The organism is Psychrobacter sp. T6-5 (assembly GCF_052258485.2).
In the GTDB taxonomy this organism is placed as follows: Bacteria; Pseudomonadota; Gammaproteobacteria; order Pseudomonadales; family Moraxellaceae; genus Psychrobacter.
Window position 1 is genome coordinate 953,819 of sequence record NZ_JBQQEY020000001.1, and the last position, 20,706, is coordinate 974,524.

Consider the following 20,706-nt stretch of genomic DNA (forward strand, 5'->3'; position numbering starts at 1 on the left):
ATTTATATTTTATAACAACGTATTTATTGATAATCTTTCATAATAAGACAAGGCATGATACTCATTTTAGTAGCATGTGATGGCATAAAACATTAAGGAGTCTGACATGGACTTTATGCAATACTGGCAGATCAGCGACATGGTGACAAAGACGTTGTTCTTTGTGTTACTTGCGTTATCTATTCTCTCTTGGGTGACAGGTATCGTCCGCGTATTGCAAAGTCGCAAACTGGCGACCAGTGTGGCAGATGACTTGAGTCAACAACTACAAGCAAAGCAGGCCGATTTGGTTGGCTCTGATGCAGCGACGCGCCGTTTGGTGACCGAGCAGACATTACTCAAGCACATAGGGCGCTACCGTTTTGCAAGCGAGCGCGGCTTACCTATTCTTGGAACGACGGCCGCGATCGCACCATTTATCGGCTTATTTGGCACGGTGTGGGGTATTTTCCACGCGCTGCATAATATTGGTATGAGTGGACAGGCAGGATTGGGACAAGTGGCTGGACCCGTTGGTGAGGCACTAATTATGACCGGATTGGGTATCGCCGTGGCTATTCCAGCTGTGGTGTTTTACAACCTAGCAGTACGTATCAATCGCCGTGTGATGTATCAAGCCAATGATAGAGCACATGATCTGTTGTCCGGGTCTGCTGAGCCTGTGCCATCGTCTACTAGCCCGAATGCGGGGGCAACATCGGTGCAGGCGGTTAAAGGCAATCGCTCAAATGCTGTCGATGCAACAGTAGATACGCAGCAAGCGCGTCACTACAGCAGCTCTGTGGCAGAATAAAAAAGCACCTCTTGGCGGCATGACAATAAACACAAGTATTGAGAATAATTATGGCATTTCAACTGGGTGATGATGACGTTCAAGGTATGAATGAGATGAACCTCATTCCGCTTATCGATATCATGCTGGTATTGATGATTATCTTTTTATTGACAGCGACCGTGCTGAATCCGACGGTTCCTTTAGATTTACCAAAGACCAGTGCTGAGGTCAATCAAACACCGCCAGAAGCCATTCAAATCAGTATTGATAAAGACGCGGGCATATTTTGGGATAGCGATCCCATTAGCATGGAAGCGCTAGAGGCGCGTCTGCAAGAGCAAGGCGCAACCGGCAAAGATCCTTCAGTTCAACTGCGCGCAGATAAAGAAGGTAAGTATGATACGGTTGCTCAGGTCTTGGCGGCTGCCAGTCAAGCAGGACTTACCAAGATTGCCTTTGTCAATGAATAATAGCAGCGATAAACAGTAGTAAGTAGTAATAAGTAGCGAAATGCAACGTCCGTTACAGCAAAAAATTGGCGATATAAATTAACAAGCCAATGAATAGAACGAGCGCCATAACAATAATAAGAACGATTAAAATAATAAGCTTTTCTCCGACCTCAGTGACGACTTAAACCTCAAATTAAGTCATCACTGAGGTTTTCTTTTTACCAGCCATACCCAAATGGACGGTAGCCAAAGCCCAGATGTCCGTAACCAAACGGATAAGGCGAGCGCAAGTAATCCAGATCGCGCTGACGTATATAGTAGTAGCGTCCTTGAGAATAAGCTTCTTCTAACTTCTCAATACCTTCTAATGGACAGACTGGCTGCCAGTCATAGCCTTCGCGACCGAGCTTATAAGCATTCAGCTCGGTACAGTAGTTTTTCAGACCTTGTTGTCGTCCTTGCTCCCACTGTATGCGGTTGGGACTAGCGCCGCCGACACTGGCGCAGCTGTTGGTATAGTGCCCAAAGTAAGCTCCTGAACGACCTTGTAGACCATCAGCATAACCGACTTCTTGCCAGTTGCTGCTTTGACATTGCTGCGGGGTCAGGCTTTGGGTGGTGGCACAGCCTGACACTGTCAGCACGATTGCGCCAAGTAGCGATAAGCTTATGCCAGTTTTGCTCAGGATTTTACCTGTCAGCTTGCTCACGTGATAAGCGCTTGATGAGTTTGACTTAATAAGATAATTCATAATAAACCTGCGCGCGTTTAAAATTATGGTTTATCATAGCACTTTTTTACGCCGACCACTTTTTGTATCTGGTTTTTGTATGTGGCTATGACACTTATTACTAGGCACGCTAAATGTCTGATTTAACAGTATAACTGAAAAATAAAGAGTGAGCCATACAGCCAGTTTTTGAGTAGTAGTTGAGTGGTAGTGCTTGATTTTTGCGGGTTCGAGCTCATTATAAGTCTTGCTATATCGTTATCTGTCATGTGAGTAGCCGCCAGTTCACGTTAACTATTTATAGGATAGCTATTTATACAGTAGTTATTTTTACTGTTAGCGTAGACAGTGGTTATCAGCTGTGACAGTTATATTGATATTGTTTAGCATCATTTTTATTTAGTAAAAAGGCCAGAGCATCATGGGAACAGTGATTGGCGTTATCATCGTACTATTTGTCTTAGGGAGTATGATGGCGCTCAAACCGAATGGTATTGATCAGCGTTTAGATAAGCTGCGTATGACCGCGCGCCGTTTGCAGCTTAATCCAAAGCTCGTTACTTGCCCTGATTGGATCAAGGGTCGTGATAATGAATATGGTCGCGGTATGCTGGGACAGTATTGTCTGATATTAGAAGAGACCAAACTGCCGCATACACGCTACCAAGTTATCGATGGACAATGGCGACCAGATAGCAGTTTCGTTGATACCAGCGATGATGCGAAAACACTCCATATTCCAAGTGCCATTCGCTCTACGCAAAGCAGCAGTCATGTGACGGTGAAAAAAACTGATTTTAGCTTGGACAAAGCGCCATTAGAGTTGCCAATGAGCATTGAGCCGTTTGTTAAAGGGCTGATGACCAAGGCAAATAGCATTATCATCTATTGGGAAGACATTGCTTACGTGCGCCCAAACTCTAATCCTACGTATCATCAGCAACGGATTGAGGCAGATCTGCTATTGCTCAAAGCCAATCTTGAGAAGTGGGCGATACAAATGCAAAAAGACGTGAAAGGCTAGTAAAGCGCTTTTTTGTCTCCATTAAAGGGCGATCTGCAAGTAGTTTTTCATATTCAATTTATTTAAAGTTGACAGTTTAACGCTTAGCAGTGTAACGTCTTTATAACTATATCTTTATTTTATGGTTATAATTTGTTTTATAACCTTTTTTATCAGCAGCCATTATTATTATAAATTACTTTACTGCTGACTGTAATTTCACTTTTAGTTTACTTATATTTTTTAATTTACCTATATTATGGTGTCGTCGAATATGGCAAAAACCACAACCAAAAAAGCCGCAGCATCAGCTGCTGACAGCCCAAAGGGCAAGTCTTTGGTGATTGTAGAATCACCAGCCAAGGCAAAAACGATTAATAAATATCTTGGCGATGACTTTATCGTACGCTCAAGTATCGGTCACGTCCGTGATTTGCCGGTCAGTGCGAGCAAAAGCGCAAAGAAAGCAACGACCGCTAAAAAAGATGACAGTCTGACCAAAGAAGAAAAAGCACAGCAAGCACTGGTGCGCCGTATGGGCGTAGATCCAGAGCATGATTGGGCGGCCGTCTATGAAGTATTGCCAAACAAAACCAAGGTCATCAAAGAGCTTAAAGCACTTGCCAAAGACGCTGACAAAATCTATCTGGCAACGGATATGGATAGAGAAGGGGAAGCGATCGCTTGGCATCTAAAAGAAGTCATCGGCGGTCCTGATAGCAAGTATCAACGTGTGGTCTTTAACGAGATTACTAAATCAGCCATCCAAAGCGCCTTTAAGCAACCATCAAAGCTAGATATCGATCGCGTCAATGCTCAGCAAGCGCGCAGGTTCTTGGACCGTGTGGTTGGCTTTATGGTATCGCCGCTATTATGGCAAAAGATTGCTCGCGGACTATCAGCAGGCCGCGTACAGTCGGTCGCCATGCGTTTGGTTGTTGAGCGTGAGCATGAAATTCGCGCGTTCATTCCAGAAGAGTACTGGCAAATCCATGCAGACACGCACATTGCTAATGGCAATGCTAAAAAAGCCTCAGACGCTGAGCAAATCGGTATTCGTTTAGAGGCGACCAAACAAGGCGGTAAAACGCTAAAGCTTGGTAACAAAGAGCAGACCGATAAAGTCTTAGAGATACTCAAAGCGAGTGACTTTATCGTTAAAGAGCGTGAAGAGAAACCAACGCAATCACGTCCAAGTGCGCCCTTTATCACCTCAACTTTGCAGCAAGCCGCCAGTACGCGTTTGGGATTCTCTGTTAAAAAGACCATGATTTTAGCGCAGCGTCTATACGAAGCAGGTCATATTACTTATATGCGTACCGACTCGACGTTCTTATCAGGCGACGCGCTCGCCGCTGTCCGTGGTCATATCGAAGACAGCTATGGCGCAAAATATGTGCCAGAAAAGCCAAACTTCTATGGTAATAAACAAGGCGCACAAGAGGCGCATGAAGCGATTCGTCCTTCTAATGTCAATATGAAATCAACGCAGCTCAAAGGTGTGGAGCGAGATGCGATACGTCTATATGAGCTGATCTGGCGTCAGTTTGTGGCGTGTCAGATGTTGCCTGCCAAATATCTATCAGTGAACCTGTTTGTCAGTGCAAGCGATATCGAGCTAAAAGCACGTGGTCGCACCATGGTGTTTGATGGCTACACAAAAGTGATGCCACCAGCCAAGACTGACGATACCTTACTGCCTGATGTCAAAAAAGGCGATAAGTTAAACTTAGATAAGCTTGATCCAAGTCAGCACTTTACTAAGCCTGCGCCTCGCTATACTGAAGCAAGCCTAGTCAAAGAGCTTGAGAAAAAAGGTATCGGTCGTCCATCGACTTATGCCTCAATTATCTCAACGATTCAAGATCGTGGTTATGTGAAGCTTGAGAATAAGCGACTGTTTGCCGAAAAAATGGGTGATATCGTCACCGATAGATTGACGGCCAGCTTCCCAGACTTGATGGATTATACCTTTACTGCTGCGCTTGAAGACAAGCTCGATCATGTGGCAGAAGGTGAGCAAGACTGGAAAGACGTGCTCGATAATTTCTATGGTGAGTTCAAAACCACCCTTGAGCATGCCAAAGGCAAAGATGGTATGCGTCCGAATGATCCAACCGATGTGCCAGATGTGCATTGCGATATTTGTGATCGTCCGATGCAGCTGCGTACAGGGTCAACAGGCGTATTTTTGGGTTGTACTGGCTATAATCTACCGCCAAAAGAACGCTGTAAAGGCACCAAAAATCTAATGCCAGTCGAAGCATTTGCCAACTTAGATGATGCAGAAGGCGATGATGAAGCGGCAGAAGTTAAAGATTTGATGGAGAAAAAACGCTGTCCGAAATGTGGCACGGCGATGAATGGTTATATCGTCGATGGTGGACTTAAGCTACACATTTGTGGCAATAATCCTGACTGCGATGGCTACATCCTAGAAGAAGGTAAATTTGAAGTACCAGGCTCAGATGCACCAACCATTGACTGTAATAAGTGCGATGGGCAGATGGAGCTTAAGACAGGACGCTTTGGCCCATACTTTGCTTGTCAGAACTGTGATAACACTCGTAAGGTACTCAAAACAGGCGAAGCAGCACCGCCACGTATGGATCCAATCCATCTACCGGAGCTAAAATCGACCAAGCATGATGATTACTTCATTTTGCGTGAAGGCGCGGCTGGTATGTTCCTCGCGGCCTCTAAGTTTCCAAAAGTGCGCGAGACACGTCCGCCAAAGCTCGCTGAACTACGAGAAATTAAAGACAAGATGGAAGACAAGTTTCAATATTTGTTTGCAGGACCAGATGAAGATCCTGAGGGTAACCCAACCATCTTGCGCTGGTCGCGTAAGAAAAAAGAGCAGTACATCGGCTCTGAAAAGAATGGTAAGGCCACGCGTTGGGGTGTGTACTGGCGTAAAGGCGAGTGGGTAGAAGAGTAACCACTTTTCTATCGACCATAAAAAAACCTCTTAGATGTTAAGAGGTTTTTTTGTGCTATCAATAATAGCTAAGTGTAGACGCTATTAATTCTTTTCGATAATACCACAAGCAACGCGATCACCTGATGCGCCTGAAGGCTGGCTAATGTAGTCATCTGCGCCTGCATGTACGATAAAGGCCAAGCGATTGACGCTATATTTACCTGCTTCATCAGCAGTGATTTTTTTATTCACATAGTTGATAGTAGCCACACCATCTTCATTGGCTGTTAGGTTAGGCAGGTCGCCCGCATGGCCATTCATGTCATCTGGATTAGAGTGTGGTTTGTTGTCTGGGTTAAAGTGACCACCTGCCGCTTTACCCATGTCAGCACAGCTGCCTGTCTCATGGATATGCAGTGCCACTGTTTGGCCCGGCTGTAGATTCATCAGCTTACCATAGACCTGTACGCCGCCGTCGACAGGGCGTAGGAACATTTGTCCGACTTCGTTCTTATCACCGCTTACCGCTTTGATGGTTGATTTCAAAGTAGGCTGAGACAAAGGGTTACCCGTTTGCATTTGGCTTTCTACTGTTTGGCAACCAGTCATCGCTAACGCTGAACCACATAGTAGGGCACTTGCAAGCATTGTCTTATTCATTATTATCTCCAGTTGTTTTATTCATTATCTAGAACGTGATTAAAATCACAAATATCTGTATTTATTGTTCTGTTAAAGCTCGTATCGATATTCGTTAACATCACCGTCAGTATAGCCAAGCAAACCCTATAGTTATTCATCAAATGCGCAACAATCAGTTAATAAATGTAAATAACGTATGGGTTTGAAATGTATTAAGGGATTTTCTTTGGCTCATTTTTCCAAATTAATGTCTCGCCAGAATCTAAGGTTTGGGTAAGTAAGTAGCTAGATTTTATCTCATTAACAGAATTAGCTATCGGGTTATTATCGGTATGAGTCAAGGTTAGGTGGCTAGTGCTGTCATGCATAATACGATCAAGGTAGTCCTCAATACCATCCACCAACTCACCACATCCCATCAATGTTGATGGTGATGCACCGATTAGCAATGTATGGTTAGTCGATAGAGCATAAGACCCACCAACGCCATTACATCCAGTTAAAAAGCTAACACCTTGGTTATGAGTATCAAGCCGAAAGCTTGCGGTGATAGGTACATTGGGATTATTAAGCTCATGAATCAAAGTATTGGCATTATCAGTTGCGCGTATAAGATGCCAATCATAGCGCTCTAATAACTCATTGGTGATAGCTAATCCTGAGGTCTGCTTAATAGGTTTTGCTCTACCAGAAAAAATAAATACTTTGCCTTTATCTGTAGTCAACCTCATTTGTTTCGATACTTTGTTAGAGAAAAGCAGATCGTTTGGTAATATAGGGTCAAATCTAAAGTAAGAATTTGAATAGGGCGCAAATACGATATCTAAAGCTTGCTGAACCTCGCCTTTATTTGAGTTGCTTTTACCTGAGCTGGTCGTCGCTACCTCACAGTTATTAGGCATATCTGACATATCTGACATATCAGGCAGCGAGTAAGGATAAGGTAGTGGGCGCCAAGCCTCAAAATTACCTTTATAGCGGTGACAGCCTTCTTGGAATAACAAAGTATCGGGACGCACATTCATGACCAATGGTGGCTTATGATTAAAAGGGCTGATTTTTTCATCGTTATTACTGACGCGAGTCAATTGCCATTCATATTTGGTGAGCGTTTGAAGTAGCCTAGGTATTGGAGTATCAGCTGACCAGTTTTTATCGTCAATGACGGTACTGGTTTGCGCTGAATGATTGAGACTGTTTGTTTGGCAACCTAGTAGGGCGAGAGGTAATAAGGCGCTTATTATCGCTAAAGGCATCCGTAAATTATTTGACATTATAACTTCCCAATAAATAAACATTTGTTTGAAATATATCATAGTATGTTAGCAAGATTGTTGTTTATTATTGCCAAAAAAAAGCCGCCCATTATAGTGATGAGCGGCTCTTATTTTTTAAGAATTTGACTAACGAATACGTAATTAGTTATGTAACGCTTTACCAGAGGTTTTATCGACCGTCACTTTTGCAGGTTTTAGGGGTTTTGGCATATCTACCAAAGCAACCTTTAAAATCTCTTCAATCGTCGCAACTGGTTGAATGGTCAAGCCTTCTTTGACGTTATCAGGGATATCGGCCAAATCACGCTCATTGGTCGCTGGGATCAAGACATGCTTGATACCACCGCGATGCGCCGCAAGTAGTTTTTCTTTGAGACCACCGATACGTAGGATTTTACCACGTAAGGTAATTTCACCTGTCATCGCGATATCTGGACGAATGGCAATACCCGTCAACGCAGAGACCAGCGCTGTCGTCAATGCACCACCAGCAGAGGGGCCATCTTTTGGCGTGGCACCTTCTGGCATATGTACATGGATGTCCGTGGTTTTGATCGTCTCGTAGTCAATACCTAAGCTATCACCGCGAGCACGTACCACACTCATCGCCGCACGAATAGACTCTTTCATCACGTCGCCGAGTGAACCAGTAAAGCTCAGCTCGCCTTTGCCTTTCATGCCGACCGCTTCGATGGTCAACAGCTCGCCACCGACCTGTGTCCACGCAAGACCAGTGATACGACCAATCTCAGGCTCTTCTTCCGCCAGACCGTAGTCGTACTGATGTACACCGAGATAGTCATCGATATTTTTGTCATCGACGGTCACTAGCTGACGTTCCGCTTTTTTCGGAGCACGCGCGCCATGGTTTTCAACCGAACCGCGAACCACTTTACGGCAGATTTTATTGACTTCACGCTCAAGGTTACGCACACCTGCTTCACGGGTATAGCTACGCACGATACTGTGTAGCGCCGCTTCAACAATCTCAATCTCACCTTCTTTGAGACCGTTATTCTTAATGGCTTTTGGCACGAGGTATTTTTGCGCGATATTGACCTTTTCTTCTTCAGTATAACCTGGCAAGCGAATCACTTCCATACGGTCAAGCAGCGCAGGCGGAATATCCATGCTATTGGCAGTACAGATGAACATCACTTGCGACAGATCTAAGTCCATATCTAAATAATGGTCGTTAAAGGTGTCGTTCTGTGAAGGGTCCAATACTTCGAGCAAAGCTGATGCTGGATCACCGCGGAAGTCTTGCGCCATCTTATCGATTTCATCCAATAAGAACAGCGGGTTTTTGACTTCTACCTTGGCAAGCGATTGCACGATTTTACCCGGCATCGCACCGATATAGGTACGGCGATGACCGCGAATCTCAGCTTCATCACGTACGCCGCCAAGCGCCATACGGACAAATTTACGACCCGTTGCACGGGCGATAGATTCGCCTAGTGAAGTTTTACCGACACCTGGAGGGCCGACGAGACAAAGAATCGGACCACGTAGTTTTTTCACGCGTGATTGTACGGCGAGATATTCTAAGATGCGGTCTTTCACATCTTGTAAGCCATAATGATCTTCGTCTAAGACCGTTTTTGCCTTGTCTAAATTGATAGAGACTTTGGTCGTCGCATTCCACGGCGTGTCCAAAATCCATTCAATATAGTTGCGCACGACTGACGATTCGCTTGATGCAGGTGGCATCATTTTGAGCTTTTTGAACTCTTGTTCCGCTTTTTTGCGCACATCGTCTGGCAGGTCAGCATCTTCGAGACGCTGCTCTAACTCAGCCACATCATCTTCACCATCGAACGCGCCGTCATTCATATCTGACAGTTCGTTTTTGATGGCTTTCATTTTTTCATTCAAGAAGTATTCGCGCTGATTGTCTTCCATTTGCTGACGGACCGCATCTTGGATATCTTGTTCGATATTTTGCTCAGCACTTTGCTTGACCAGATATTCCGTCAAGGTGTTGATGTGCGTTTTGATATCGTTTTCTTCTAAGAACGACTGCTTGATATCCAGATCCATTGACACGCGAGTTGAGATAAAGTACACAAGCTCAAGCAAATCATCGATACGCTTCGCCACGCGGGTCAGCTCACGGGCATTACGCAGACGCGCATCCGCATAACCTTCAAACAGGGTGGTCAACGCCTGAATAGTGTTTTTTTGCTGGCTCTCATCCATGGTGACATCAAGATCAGCACGCTCAAATCTCGCCATCAATAAGTCATCATGACTTTCGATGTTATCGACACGGGCGCGATATTGACCTTCGATCAGTACTTTGATGCAGTTCTCATCGCTATCGTGCGGCATGGTGCTAACGATGCGGCACACCGTACCGTATTGATACAAGTTGTCCTGATCAATGTCTTCGGTCAATGAGTCTTTTTGCGCGACGACCAGTACTTTGTTGCCATACTCAGCCTGTGCCAGCTCAACGGCTTTCACCGATGGCGCACGTCCCACAAATAAGGCAATCTGCATGTGTGGATAAACGACGACATCTCGCAATGCCAAGAGTGGCAAATAGCTTTCATCTTGGTTGTCGTTTACGTCTTTGTTATTAGAATCAGTACTATCAAGATCAGTGTTTTTGACATCTGTTGACGCTGTCTCTAGCGCATCATTAGACGAGGTATCTGCCTCGTTATTTTCTGCAGTAGGCGTTGAAACGTCGACATCAATGTCGATATGGTCTTGGGTTATTTTATGTTCACTCATATATTTTTCCTCTTTCCCCAGACTTGTAAAGTCAAGTTCGTGGTTCATGTCTAGATAAATGGTGTCCACAGATAAAATTGCAAGGCTCATTGATAAAGTCGCACGCTTATCTTTGTTAAATAGTTGTCTAGGTACATAGTCATTAACAATGTGATTGGCTTATAAGTGACAATACAGACAGCAAATATAGAGGGCTTAAAAAATGTGGATGACACTTGAATGCTGTTGATGTCTGCTTGGTTCTATACGTAGGCTTTATACCTAAAATAAGGTAAACTGGCGCGCGTCTAAAAGCGCGTCTGAGAAACGATCCGACATTAAGACATTTTAGACAGCACAGCGCTATTCATCAGTGTCAATATTCATCGGTCTCAATGAGACCAAGCTATAAAGAGCAAGGGGCAACACATGGCCATCAATGCGGTACTGCTGGCAGTTATCATTATGCTAGGACTGTCACTTTCGCGAGTGCACGTAGTGCTCAGCCTATTAATCGGGGCGCTGGCAGGTGGCCTGTTAGCGGGTCTAGGTATCACCGATACTTTAGACGCCTTCCAAGAAGGTATCCGTAATGGGGCGGAAATTGCGCTATCGTATGCTTTGCTAGGTGCTTTTGCGGTAGCGATTGCGCATTCGGGCTTGCCGCAATCGTTGGCAGGGACAGTGATTAGACGCATTGACGCCGCTGGCACGAGCGGGATGATTAAGTACATGCTGTTTGCAGGTCTTATCACCATGAGCTGCTTTAGCCAAAACTTAATCCCCATTCATATTGCCTTTATTCCATTGCTTGTACCGCCACTACTGTTGGCATTTAATCGAATGCAGATTGATAGACGTCTGATTGCTTGTCTGATTACTTTTGGACTGGTCACCACCTATATGTTTATTCCTTATGGGTTCGGTGATATTTACCTCAATCAGATTATGCTAAAAAACGTGGGTGAAGCGGGCATTGATGTTGCCAATATTTCTGTGGTGAAGGCCATGGCGATTCCTGCGCTCGGCATGCTCATTGGTCTGCTGGTCGCGGTATTTATTAGTTATCGTAAGCCACGTGCGTATCAGCAAATAGCGATAGACCAGCAAGCGCATGATGCCGTCGTAGAAGGCGATGCTCTAAGCAAAACCGCCGCTGGTGCACAGTCGCAAAGCAAGTTAAAGACGCTGGTCGCATTGGTTGCTATCGTGACGGCTTTCGTCGTGCAGTTATACACTGATTCGCTACTACTTGGCTCAATGTTTGGCTTTGGCGTATTTATGGCAACAGGTGTGGTGAAGTGGCGTGATGCTGATGGCGTCTTTAATGACGGTATCAAGCTGATGGCGATGATTGGTTTTATTATGATTACCGCGCAGGGTTTTGCTGAAGTCATGAAAGCCACTGAGCAGATTCAGCCACTCGTTGATGGGGCGGCGTCACTGTTCGGTGGTAATAAAGCGATGGCAGCATTTATCATGCTACTCATTGGTTTGATTGTGACCATGGGTATCGGTTCGTCATTCTCGACTATTCCTATTTTGGCGGCGATTTATGTGCCGCTATGTATCTCTTTAGGATTTTCGCCATTAGCAACGGTTGCGATTATCGGTACGGCTGGCGCGCTGGGTGATGCTGGTTCTCCTGCGTCAGATTCGACATTGGGGCCAACCTCTGGTCTTAATATTGATGGACAGCATGACCATATCAAAGACAGTGTGGTACCGACTTTCTTGCATTACAATATTCCGCTACTGGCATTTGGTTGGATTGCAGCGATGGTGTTGTAAGTGATTTGGTCAGCCCTTTAACTCAATCCAAGTAGCCAACAAAAAAGACGCTTATAGGTAAGCGTCTTTTTTTTTGCATTAGTTATAGGACTGTTAGAATAATTAAATTAGACGGTTATCTTAAGTACCGATATCTTGCTTTATACTTTCTATATTTTTGCGCAACAGGTATACAAAAAACAGCGTAATGAAGGGGTCATAAACACGATCTAGCCTCAAATCACCGTTGATGTATTCAATAGTAGCGAAGGCAAACAAAGATAGTAGAATAAAAGAAAAGCATTGGGATATAGGAATCGAAAAACGTAGAAAAGATGTGCTGCTAGAGGGCTTTATATGACGTATTCCAATATGGGTGCTAAGCGCGAAGGTATAAAATACTGCAAGCGCTAGCAAAAAGGTTCTTAGTTCAGCAAAATCAAAGCCGTTGTAATCATAAATATAAGCCGCAGGCGTGGCCAGTAGTAATAGCACAAACAGATAAAAACAAACTTGTAGCGAAGCGGGCGACATAAACTCTTTTTTTACTTTGTCCACGTTCAACGACCTATATTGTAATGATAATTATTTGCGATAATTATAATTTATAGGCCATATATAAACAATAGTTTGGTAATAAAAAGCAAGCGTCGATCAAATCAAACCACTCTATAACCGCGTTTCTTCAACTTGTGCTCCATCAGTGATATATGTTATTCATCAAAATCCCCAATCTCACTATTCAAACTACTCAAAAACGCATCACTTTGCGCGAGCAATTCATTTAAGCGTTCTTCATTGACGAGCCGTGTCATCTCCTCAGAGCTAAAAGGTTGCTCTTGACTGTAGTAACGTATCTCTCTAGCGTCATCATTGCCTAATGTTTGTAAATATTCATCCACACTGTTTGCACTGGAATCAGTAGCACTAGAGGCTTTTTCAAATTGTTTATCGTCTTTCATTAAAACCACCTTATGCTGCTTGACGTAATTAAGCCATCTAATGGCACATCCCACGGTTGACGCGCTAATTGTTCAACTACCTGAAAATCATAACACCAGCCAATTTTAAGTGGCCTTGAAGCCCCAGAACGATAGCTTTTGCCAAGCGTTGTATCATAAAATCCGCCACCCATGCCCATGCGGTTGCCGTGTTTATCGATCGCGACTAACGGGCAAATAATCACGTCTAGTTCTGTCGCCCATAGCAGAGCGCGACTGTGATTTTGCTTCATGCCGAGCTGATGAATGCGAGTGGGGACATTGATTAGTTTTGAGTGGTAAACAGGCACAAAACGCAACCGTTTATCATCACTGCCATTACTAGTACGACCGAGAGAACCAACCACAGGTAAATAAGGTAAATAGCCTAAGCGCTCGCACCAATCCAGCAGTGGCTGAGTAGGTAGCTCACCAAAGCCATCATAATATAACCCGATACGTGCATGTTTTGGTAGCCGCTGCTGTAGTTTGCTCAAATGCAAGCTCGCTGCTTGCGCCAAATTTCTACGGGTGCCCTCACTTAACTGGCGACGCTGGCGAGTAAAGTGTCGTCTGGGTGGATTATTTAGCGTGGGTTCTTGTGAGTTAAGAGTTTTTGACTCAGTGGGCATAGTTTCAGAGTGCATAGGTATCTTATCCAATGACATATCAGATTGATGAGGGGCGCTTTTAGACATTCGTTTTTAGGCATTGACCAAGGCGATTTGTGAATATTCAACACGCCTTAGTCATGCTATCATAACGCCACTTTACATCGTATTTCCGTTTATGTGCAGCAGCTGTTGCACTTTTTATCGTCCAGTTATCTAACAACAAACCAGTAAAGAGGGTAGTTATGTCGACACAGAATCAGGCAACTCGTACCGAAAAAGACACCATGGGCAACGTAGAAGTCCCAGCTGATGCTTATTGGGGTGCGCAAACTCAGCGTAGCCGCGAAAACTTCAAAATCGGTGGTGAGACTTTGCCGCGTCCAATGATTGAAGCGATGGCGCTGGTCAAAAAAGCCGCTGCGATTACCAATGCAAACCTAGAGCGTATCGAAGGCGACAAGCGTGATCTTATCGTACAAGCCGCTGACGAAATCATCAATGGTGGTCTGGTCGATCAGTTCCCATTGGTTGTATGGCAGACAGGTTCTGGCACCCAGTCAAACATGAACATGAACGAAGTATTGGCCAACCGTGCTAACGAAATCGCTGGTTCTGAGCGTGGCAGCTACACGCCAATTCACCCAAATGACCATGTGAATCATGCACAGTCTACCAACGACAGCTTCCCAACAGCGATTCGTGTGGCTGCTGCGCGTCAAATCAACAGCTTGTTGATCCCAGCGGTACAAGCATTGCGCGATACATTGGCTGCAAAAGCCAAAGAATTCGATAGCATCGTAAAAATCGGTCGTACGCATTTGCAAGACGCTACGCCTTTGACCCTAGGCCAAGAGTTCAGCGGCTATGTAAGCCAACTTGATCATTCATTGACTCGTATCGACAACGCGCTACAAGGTCTATATGAATTGCCACTAGGTGGTACCGCGGTTGGTACTGGTCTAAACGCCCATCCTGACTATGCAGTAAAAGCAGCTGAGCAACTAGCGACTTTGACTGGCTTGCCATTTGTGACATCACCAAACAAATTTGAAGCGCTAGCCGCTCGTGATGCCGAAGTATTTGCGTCAGGTGCCCTAAAAACGCTAGCCGCTAGCTTAAACAAAATCGCTAACGATGTACGTTGGTTGGCATCAGGTCCTCGCTGTGGTCTTGGCGAATTGACGATTCCTGAAAATGAGCCAGGCTCTTCTATCATGCCGGGTAAAGTAAACCCAACGCAGTCAGAAGCAATGACCATGGTTGTCGCTCAGGTCATGGGTAATGACACGACTATCAGCATGGCTGGCGCGTCAGGTAACTTTGAGTTAAACGTGTATAAGCCAGTTATCGCGTTTAACTTATTGCAGTCTATCAAACTGCTTGGCGACGCTTGCAACAGCTTCAACGAAAACTGTGCCGTTGGTATCGAGCCAGTAAAAGACAAAATTGATGACTTCTTGCACAATTCATTGATGCTAGTGACGTCATTGAACCGTCATGTTGGTTATGAAAATGCAGCAAAAATCGCTAAGACTGCTTATAAAGAAAACAAAACCTTGAAGCAAGTGGCGGTCGAGCTAGAGCTACTAACTGAAGCGCAGTTTGATGAGTGGGTCATTCCTGCTGATATGGTACACCCTAAGTAAGCTATCTAATAGTTTTTTAGAATAGTAAAAAGACCTTGCCAAGTGGTGAGGTCTTTTTTTGTTTTCGATTTTGGATCTGATACTACTTTTAGCTATTAATTGTTTCATTTGCTATAGAGATAATACGATTTACTTATTATCGTATTAAGTTTACTCTCAAGATCAAAATTACATTCAATGAGGCAAAAAATGGCTTCCAATAAGAACCAACATTATGTACCTCAGTGCTACCTAAAAAATTTCTCCATAGATAAATCAAAAGCGGCCATCTGTGTTTATAATTTGGACAGAAAAAAGCTAATTAAAAGTGCACCTATAAAAAATCAATGTTCGAGGAACTATTTCTATGGTGAAGATCTTGCATTGGAAAAAGCGTTACAGCCGATTGAAGGTCAGTTTTCCGAAATAGTACGCACTATTGAGGAGCCAAACTATACCCTGACAAAGAAAGATGAGTCATTTCTTAAGCATTTTTGGTTACTCCAATATTTAAGAACCGAAGCTGCATCTAAACGTAATGTTGAGCTAGTTGAAGAACTAAAAAATACTACGGATGTTCCAGAACTAAAAATGGAATTGAAAGAAGCAGTTCAGCAGTCAATGCGCACCTTTTTCCAAATTAAGAATATAGTGAATGACCTAAAGGTGTGTATTTTCAGAAATGAAACTAATACTAGCTTCATTACTTCAGACGACCCAGCAGTATTAACAAATCGATGGCACCTACTAGATCGCAAAGCAGGTTTTCAGTCTTTTGGTTTAGGATCTGCAGGCAACTTATTAGTTCTCCCGCTTACTCCTAAGCTACTTATGCTAGCGTACGATGCAGATGTTTATTATGTTCCTAATATAAGACAATGGGTTCAACTTAAAAATTCATTTGATATTGACTCTTTTAATTATTTACAGATACTACATTGCCGAGCAAATTTATATACGGAAGATACAAATAGCCTGCAGTACTTAGAGTGTCTTCATAATAGGGTGGTAGATATAAAGCCTGCACAAAGTCACAAAATTAACTATGCTATTTTGGATAAAATGGATGGTGATATGAAGACGTTTAAAGTTGTAGACTTCGCTGAAGCAAAAAAGTATGAAGAAGCTTTAATACATTGTCAGCCTGCACACGTTGCCCCACCTACATGGTCTAGATGTATAAATTATAAGAATAGAGGTTTTGTGATGACGGATGGTTCAGCTCTTGGTTTTGTACGCAAAGCTAGAATTAATGAGTTTGGAAAAAGTGGTTTTTATAAATTACTAATTTAAAAAGGTTAATAGAGGTACTTCTACTCGAGTAATTAGATATAATTTATACTTCTCTAACTTATTAAACAAAAAAGACCTTACCACATCACGCGGCAAGGTCTTTTTTTATATCAAATATTCAATCTCAATTAAAACTTATACAACAAACCAAGCGTTGTCGCTGCTTCCGTACGTGAGTCTACCATTGGGCTATCATATTGCTCGTTTGGTACATAGCTCACGCTTTGATTGGCAAATCCTGCCCATTTATCATTGAAGTCGTAGTTGGCACTAACGCTGACATACGGATTCAAGCTTGAGTTAGATTTATAAGCGGCAACGCCTGTTTCTGCTGACTCTTCTTCACTGACGCCGTAATAGTATTCATTGTAGGCCGCATCATGATACTCAAAGCCAATGCTTGGATAGACCGTCAGCTTGTTTCTCGTGATCTTTGCAAGGTAGGTTAAGCGCCCCGTATTGCCGCCACTTTCGTCCAACACATCGGTCGCAAACTGACCACGAAACGCACCGATAGGCGTGCGACGCTGGTAGCTTATACCTGCTTCTGCAGATAGTTTACGCTCGTCGAGACCTTGCAGGGCACCATTAGCATCATCAGGATCAAACGAATTCCCTGCGAGCTGCGCGTAAGCAGACAGCTGATTGACACCATCATTGATCAAGTACGCACCCGCTTGAGCACCGCGCGCATAGATCCTATTATTGTCATAAAAAATGCCCGGTAGCACACGCACTTCAGTGCTGTCTTCGAGATCGTAGGCTGATTTGACCGCCATGACATTGACCCCAACGCTCAATTCGGCGTCTTTGTCAGTCGGTAGGTTTTTATTAAGAAAAGGAATGGCACTAGACAGGCTAGACACACTGAGTAATGCCGTAGCGGTTAACATGCTCAGCATGGCTCGCGTAGAGAAGTGAGGTTGCGCTGCAAGTTTTAACATAATTGGGTCTCGTGGGTGAGTAGAAATAACGGGGTAGTAAGGTCAGGTAAAAAACGAGCAAAAAGCGAATAAGAATAAATGGTCTAAATGATTCGGCTGTTATTGGTAGTTATTTAGCAATGATAGATAAATACGCGCATTTACTCAATGGCTTTTAGCACTTGTAGGATTTGCTGATGAATATCTTGCCACCACCAGACAAAGCCAATACTAATAATCAGCATCGCAAGCCATGGCAATAGTTGCCAAATAAAAGAGGGTTTTATAGGGTCTTTAGACTCGACTGTGTTGTGAGTTGCATTATCATTTAAAGCTGAATTTACAGCAGTAACTCTTTTCATATCACTGCCGTGCATATCTGGCGTATTTATATCGCGGTTATTCAGTCTAGAGTCGTTGTTATCCAATTCAGCATTTTGCTTGATCGAATCAGTATTGAGGGAAAATGATTGATCGATAGGGCTGCTGCCATAACGGTCTGAGTTATCGAGTGGCTCATTATGCTGACTATTATATTGATCACTGCCTTGGTCACCGTAGTGATAGGTAGTTTGATAAGGGTGGAGACTTTGCGCTTGCTGAATAGCGGCATTTTGCATAGCGACCGCGAGACGCTGACGGTAACCAATCGCAAAAGCCAAAGCAATAACAAGCCCTGTGATCGCGCCGCCGATATGACCAGCATTATCGATACCCGGTACGGCAAAGCCATAAACCAAATTAATCGCCATGATGATGATCAAGCTTTTGAGATTGAGTACCATGCCATTGACCGATATCTTAAACAAGGCAGCGATCAGTAATGCTGCGCCAATCCCCATGATACCACCAGAAGCACCCGCTGATAGGCCGGGTTGTCCTGTTCCATCCAAAATACCTTGCCATGTGACATAGTTGTTGAGCAAGTTGCCACCGATGGCTGCCAACAAAAACAAGGCCAAAAACTTGGCTGAGCCAAACATCGGCTCGGCAATCTGCCCAAAGAAATACATGGCAAAGCCATTAAATAGTAAATGCATGAGACCGATATGCAAAAACGCACTACTGGCCAAGCGCCATGGGTCATCCATCATCGTTAAGGGTAAGGCGTTGGCACCCCATTTGACTAACGCTTCAGTTGACGGGTTATTGGCATCGACGCCCGTGACTAGCTGCATGACAAACAGCCCGATAAAGCTGGCTAATAGCAGGGTAGTGACGGGCGCTGTTTTTAATAATTGCTGAATGGTCATAAAGGCTAACTGTCATCAAAATGTTATAGATACAGTATAAAGGGTATGAGCAAATTATGTTATGTATAGCCGGTTTTAAACGTCGATCGCTCTACAATACGCCGCTCTAAAAACGGCCAACTTTAAGATTTTCATACGTGCCTTTTACCAAAATATCGTCGCTGACGGTATTGATATCGGTATGACCACAGAAAGCCATGGAGATATCGCACTCTTTATAGATGATTTCAAGCGCTCGGCGTACGCCATCTTCACCATAAGCCCCCAATCCATAGAGAAAAGCGCGACCGATCATCGTGCCTTTTGCGCCCAATGAGATAGCTTTTAACACATCTTGACCAGAGCGAATGCCACTGTCTAGCCACACCTCGATATCGCTGTTTTCTGCGTGGACAGCTTGCACGATGTCTGCGAGGGCAGAAATAGAAGACAACGCACCATCCAATTGACGACCACCATGGTTGGAGACAACCAGTGCATCTGCGCCACTGCGAGCAGCCATGATCGCATCTTCAGGCTCCATGATGCCTTTTATAATAAGTTTACCGCCCCACATGTCTTTGATACGCGCGACATCATCCCAGCTCAGACGCGGATCGAATTGCTCTGCCGTCCAAGCAGAGAGTGATGACAGATCCTCAACATTCTGTGCATGACCGACGATATTGCCAAACGTGCGACGTTTGGTGCCTAGCATATTCATACACCATTGCGGCTTGGTCATGAGGTTCATGATATTGGTTAATGTGGGTTTGGGCGGTGCGGATAGACCATTTTTGATGTCCTTATGGCGTTGACCAAGCACTTGCAAGTCTGCTGTGAGAATCAGCGCTGAGCAATTGGCTTCTTTGGCACGGCGAATGAGATTGGCCATAAATGCCTGATCACGCATGACATAGAGCTGAAACCAGAACGGCTTACTGGTATGAGTAGCGACATCTTCGATAGAGCAGATACTCATGGTCGAGAGCGAGAAGGGCACGCCAAACTGCTCTGCTGCTTGTGCCGCTTTGATCTCACCATCTGCCCACATCATGCCGGTAAACCCCGTTGGGGCGATGGCTACCGGCATCTTGACTGGCTCACCGATCATACTCGTTGCCAGACTGCGGTTATCCATATCGACCAATACGCGCTGGCGCAGCTTGATACGGTCAAAGTCAGTCTCGTTATTACGATAGGTGGTCTCAGTCCACGAGCCTGAATCGACATAGTCATAGAACATACGCGGCACTTTGCGCTCAGCGACACGGCGCAAATCTTCAATATCTGTCATTTTTTCTAGATTTATCATGGAACCCTCACTGCAAATAATAGATAGATGGCTTTATGCTAAGGCGCAAGCAATTGCTGCAAATCCATCACTGAAAACGGATAGTTTAACCGCTGTGATGGGGTCAAAATGACTGGAATAGTCGTGGCAAAATCCATCATAAGCGCTTCATCGAAGTCTGCAATATCGACATTTTGATAAGTGATTGGTTGTACCGACTGAAACTGTGCAAGTATTTGCTCAGCGATATCACATAAATGACAACCAGAGGTCCCTAGTAGCCACCATTGATTGCTATTTTCATCGATATTGAGGTTTGGGCTTGCGGCAATAACACGTGCTCGTAATATTTCTATACTATTATTATGCATGGTGAGATCTCTGAGCTTGAAGTATGCCAAAAAATACTAATTATTAGGCTGTTTTGATAAAAAGTAAAAAATAGTTGGGT

The 20,706-nt window shown here is 44.2% G+C and carries 18 protein-coding genes; 7 read left to right on the top strand and 11 right to left on the bottom strand.

Going from position 1 to position 20,706, the window contains the following annotated elements:
- Nucleotides 1-106 precede the first annotated feature (106 nt).
- Together ACTXGK_RS18765 and ACTXGK_RS18770 are read left to right on the top strand one after the other, a co-directional pair.
- Complete coding sequence (locus ACTXGK_RS18765; protein WP_443515629.1) at nucleotides 107-793, top strand: MotA/TolQ/ExbB proton channel family protein; 687 nt, start codon at nucleotides 107-109, stop codon at nucleotides 791-793.
- Between the two features lie 50 nt (nucleotides 794-843).
- Nucleotides 844-1,245: an ExbD/TolR family protein gene (locus ACTXGK_RS18770; RefSeq protein WP_071002155.1), complete on the top strand. Its 402-nt coding sequence runs from the start codon at nucleotides 844-846 to the stop codon at nucleotides 1,243-1,245.
- A gap of 200 nt (nucleotides 1,246-1,445) precedes the next feature.
- On the opposite strand, the gene ACTXGK_RS18775 is transcribed toward ACTXGK_RS18770, so the two are convergent.
- Entirely contained in the window at nucleotides 1,446-1,979 is a 534-nt protein-coding gene (locus ACTXGK_RS18775) for a DUF2799 domain-containing protein (RefSeq protein WP_443515628.1), read from the bottom strand.
- Nucleotides 1,980-2,379: 400 nt separating this feature from the next.
- Between ACTXGK_RS18775 and ACTXGK_RS18780 the strand changes: the two genes are divergently transcribed.
- Both ACTXGK_RS18780 and topA read left to right on the top strand, forming a co-directional pair.
- On the top strand, nucleotides 2,380-2,982 hold the full coding sequence (locus ACTXGK_RS18780; protein ID WP_443515626.1) for a hypothetical protein: 603 nt from the start codon (nucleotides 2,380-2,382) through the stop codon (nucleotides 2,980-2,982).
- Between the two features lie 253 nt (nucleotides 2,983-3,235).
- A complete protein-coding gene (topA, locus tag ACTXGK_RS18785; RefSeq protein WP_443515624.1) occupies nucleotides 3,236-5,902 on the top strand; it encodes a type I DNA topoisomerase in 2,667 nt (888 codons plus the stop codon).
- 84 nt (nucleotides 5,903-5,986) lie between these two features.
- On the opposite strand, the gene ACTXGK_RS18790 is transcribed toward topA, so the two are convergent.
- From ACTXGK_RS18790 to lon, 3 genes are all read right to left on the bottom strand, one after another.
- Nucleotides 5,987-6,544 (bottom strand): superoxide dismutase family protein, encoded by a 558-nt coding sequence (locus tag ACTXGK_RS18790; RefSeq protein WP_443515622.1) that lies wholly within the window; start codon nucleotides 6,542-6,544, stop codon nucleotides 5,987-5,989.
- A 194-nt stretch (nucleotides 6,545-6,738) separates the two neighbouring features.
- A complete protein-coding gene (locus ACTXGK_RS18795) occupies nucleotides 6,739-7,800 on the bottom strand; it encodes an META domain-containing protein (protein ID WP_443515620.1) in 1,062 nt (353 codons plus the stop codon).
- A gap of 144 nt (nucleotides 7,801-7,944) precedes the next feature.
- Nucleotides 7,945-10,545: an endopeptidase La gene (lon, locus tag ACTXGK_RS18800; RefSeq protein ID WP_443515618.1), complete on the bottom strand. Its 2,601-nt coding sequence runs from the start codon at nucleotides 10,543-10,545 to the stop codon at nucleotides 7,945-7,947.
- A 408-nt stretch (nucleotides 10,546-10,953) separates the two neighbouring features.
- On the opposite strand from lon, the gene ACTXGK_RS18805 reads away from it, so the two are divergent.
- A complete protein-coding gene (locus ACTXGK_RS18805) occupies nucleotides 10,954-12,315 on the top strand; it encodes a Na+/H+ antiporter family protein (RefSeq protein ID WP_443515617.1) in 1,362 nt (453 codons plus the stop codon).
- 120 nt (nucleotides 12,316-12,435) lie between these two features.
- On the opposite strand, the gene ACTXGK_RS18810 is transcribed toward ACTXGK_RS18805, so the two are convergent.
- The 3 genes from ACTXGK_RS18810 to ACTXGK_RS18820 form a co-directional block, all read right to left on the bottom strand.
- On the bottom strand, nucleotides 12,436-12,852 hold the full coding sequence (locus ACTXGK_RS18810; RefSeq protein ID WP_443515615.1) for a hypothetical protein: 417 nt from the start codon (nucleotides 12,850-12,852) through the stop codon (nucleotides 12,436-12,438).
- Between the two features lie 155 nt (nucleotides 12,853-13,007).
- A complete protein-coding gene (locus ACTXGK_RS18815) occupies nucleotides 13,008-13,256 on the bottom strand; it encodes a hypothetical protein (RefSeq protein WP_443515613.1) in 249 nt (82 codons plus the stop codon).
- Nucleotides 13,256-13,921: a 5-formyltetrahydrofolate cyclo-ligase gene (locus ACTXGK_RS18820; RefSeq protein ID WP_443515611.1), complete on the bottom strand. Its 666-nt coding sequence runs from the start codon at nucleotides 13,919-13,921 to the stop codon at nucleotides 13,256-13,258. Before ACTXGK_RS18820 ends, ACTXGK_RS18815 begins: the two co-directional genes overlap by 1 nt.
- A gap of 209 nt (nucleotides 13,922-14,130) precedes the next feature.
- On the opposite strand from ACTXGK_RS18820, the gene fumC reads away from it, so the two are divergent.
- Together fumC and ACTXGK_RS18830 are read left to right on the top strand one after the other, a co-directional pair.
- Nucleotides 14,131-15,534 carry a class II fumarate hydratase gene (gene fumC / locus ACTXGK_RS18825; RefSeq protein ID WP_443515609.1) on the top strand — a complete coding sequence of 468 codons (1,404 nt, stop codon included), beginning with the start codon at nucleotides 14,131-14,133 and terminating at the stop codon, nucleotides 15,532-15,534.
- 189 nt (nucleotides 15,535-15,723) lie between these two features.
- The gene (locus ACTXGK_RS18830) at nucleotides 15,724-16,806 is read left to right on the top strand and encodes a DUF4238 domain-containing protein (protein WP_443515607.1); all 1,083 of its coding nucleotides are present in this window, start codon (nucleotides 15,724-15,726) and stop codon (nucleotides 16,804-16,806) included.
- 128 nt (nucleotides 16,807-16,934) lie between these two features.
- Here the strand turns inward: ACTXGK_RS18830 and ACTXGK_RS18835 are convergent, their stop codons facing one another.
- From ACTXGK_RS18835 to ACTXGK_RS18850, 4 genes are all read right to left on the bottom strand, one after another.
- Nucleotides 16,935-17,750 carry a MipA/OmpV family protein gene (locus tag ACTXGK_RS18835; protein ID WP_443515606.1) on the bottom strand — a complete coding sequence of 272 codons (816 nt, stop codon included), beginning with the start codon at nucleotides 17,748-17,750 and terminating at the stop codon, nucleotides 16,935-16,937.
- A gap of 140 nt (nucleotides 17,751-17,890) precedes the next feature.
- On the bottom strand, nucleotides 17,891-18,982 hold the full coding sequence (locus tag ACTXGK_RS18840) for a rhomboid family intramembrane serine protease (RefSeq protein WP_443515604.1): 1,092 nt from the start codon (nucleotides 18,980-18,982) through the stop codon (nucleotides 17,891-17,893).
- 106 nt (nucleotides 18,983-19,088) lie between these two features.
- Complete coding sequence (locus ACTXGK_RS18845; protein WP_443515603.1) at nucleotides 19,089-20,276, bottom strand: alpha-hydroxy acid oxidase; 1,188 nt, start codon at nucleotides 20,274-20,276, stop codon at nucleotides 19,089-19,091.
- A 38-nt stretch (nucleotides 20,277-20,314) separates the two neighbouring features.
- Complete coding sequence (locus ACTXGK_RS18850; protein ID WP_443515602.1) at nucleotides 20,315-20,626, bottom strand: glutaredoxin family protein; 312 nt, start codon at nucleotides 20,624-20,626, stop codon at nucleotides 20,315-20,317.
- Between the last annotated feature and the right edge of the window lie 80 nt (nucleotides 20,627-20,706).

Coding starts and splice junctions, on each gene's coding strand:
- ACTXGK_RS18765 (WP_443515629.1), top strand. CDS start 107: ATGGACTTTATGCAATACTGGCAGATCAGCGACATGGTGACAAAGACG.
- ACTXGK_RS18770 (WP_071002155.1), top strand. CDS start 844: ATGGCATTTCAACTGGGTGATGATGACGTTCAAGGTATGAATGAGATG.
- ACTXGK_RS18775 (WP_443515628.1), bottom strand. CDS start 1,979: ATGAATTATCTTATTAAGTCAAACTCATCAAGCGCTTATCACGTGAGC.
- ACTXGK_RS18780 (WP_443515626.1), top strand. CDS start 2,380: ATGGGAACAGTGATTGGCGTTATCATCGTACTATTTGTCTTAGGGAGT.
- topA (WP_443515624.1), top strand. CDS start 3,236: ATGGCAAAAACCACAACCAAAAAAGCCGCAGCATCAGCTGCTGACAGC.
- ACTXGK_RS18790 (WP_443515622.1), bottom strand. CDS start 6,544: ATGAATAAGACAATGCTTGCAAGTGCCCTACTATGTGGTTCAGCGTTA.
- ACTXGK_RS18795 (WP_443515620.1), bottom strand. CDS start 7,800: ATGTCAAATAATTTACGGATGCCTTTAGCGATAATAAGCGCCTTATTA.
- lon (WP_443515618.1), bottom strand. CDS start 10,545: ATGAGTGAACATAAAATAACCCAAGACCATATCGACATTGATGTCGAC.
- ACTXGK_RS18805 (WP_443515617.1), top strand. CDS start 10,954: ATGGCCATCAATGCGGTACTGCTGGCAGTTATCATTATGCTAGGACTG.
- ACTXGK_RS18815 (WP_443515613.1), bottom strand. CDS start 13,256: ATGAAAGACGATAAACAATTTGAAAAAGCCTCTAGTGCTACTGATTCC.
- ACTXGK_RS18820 (WP_443515611.1), bottom strand. CDS start 13,921: ATGCACTCTGAAACTATGCCCACTGAGTCAAAAACTCTTAACTCACAA.
- fumC (WP_443515609.1), top strand. CDS start 14,131: ATGTCGACACAGAATCAGGCAACTCGTACCGAAAAAGACACCATGGGC.
- ACTXGK_RS18830 (WP_443515607.1), top strand. CDS start 15,724: ATGGCTTCCAATAAGAACCAACATTATGTACCTCAGTGCTACCTAAAA.
- ACTXGK_RS18835 (WP_443515606.1), bottom strand. CDS start 17,750: ATGTTAAAACTTGCAGCGCAACCTCACTTCTCTACGCGAGCCATGCTG.
- ACTXGK_RS18840 (WP_443515604.1), bottom strand. CDS start 18,982: ATGACCATTCAGCAATTATTAAAAACAGCGCCCGTCACTACCCTGCTA.
- ACTXGK_RS18845 (WP_443515603.1), bottom strand. CDS start 20,276: ATGATAAATCTAGAAAAAATGACAGATATTGAAGATTTGCGCCGTGTC.
- ACTXGK_RS18850 (WP_443515602.1), bottom strand. CDS start 20,626: ATGCATAATAATAGTATAGAAATATTACGAGCACGTGTTATTGCCGCA.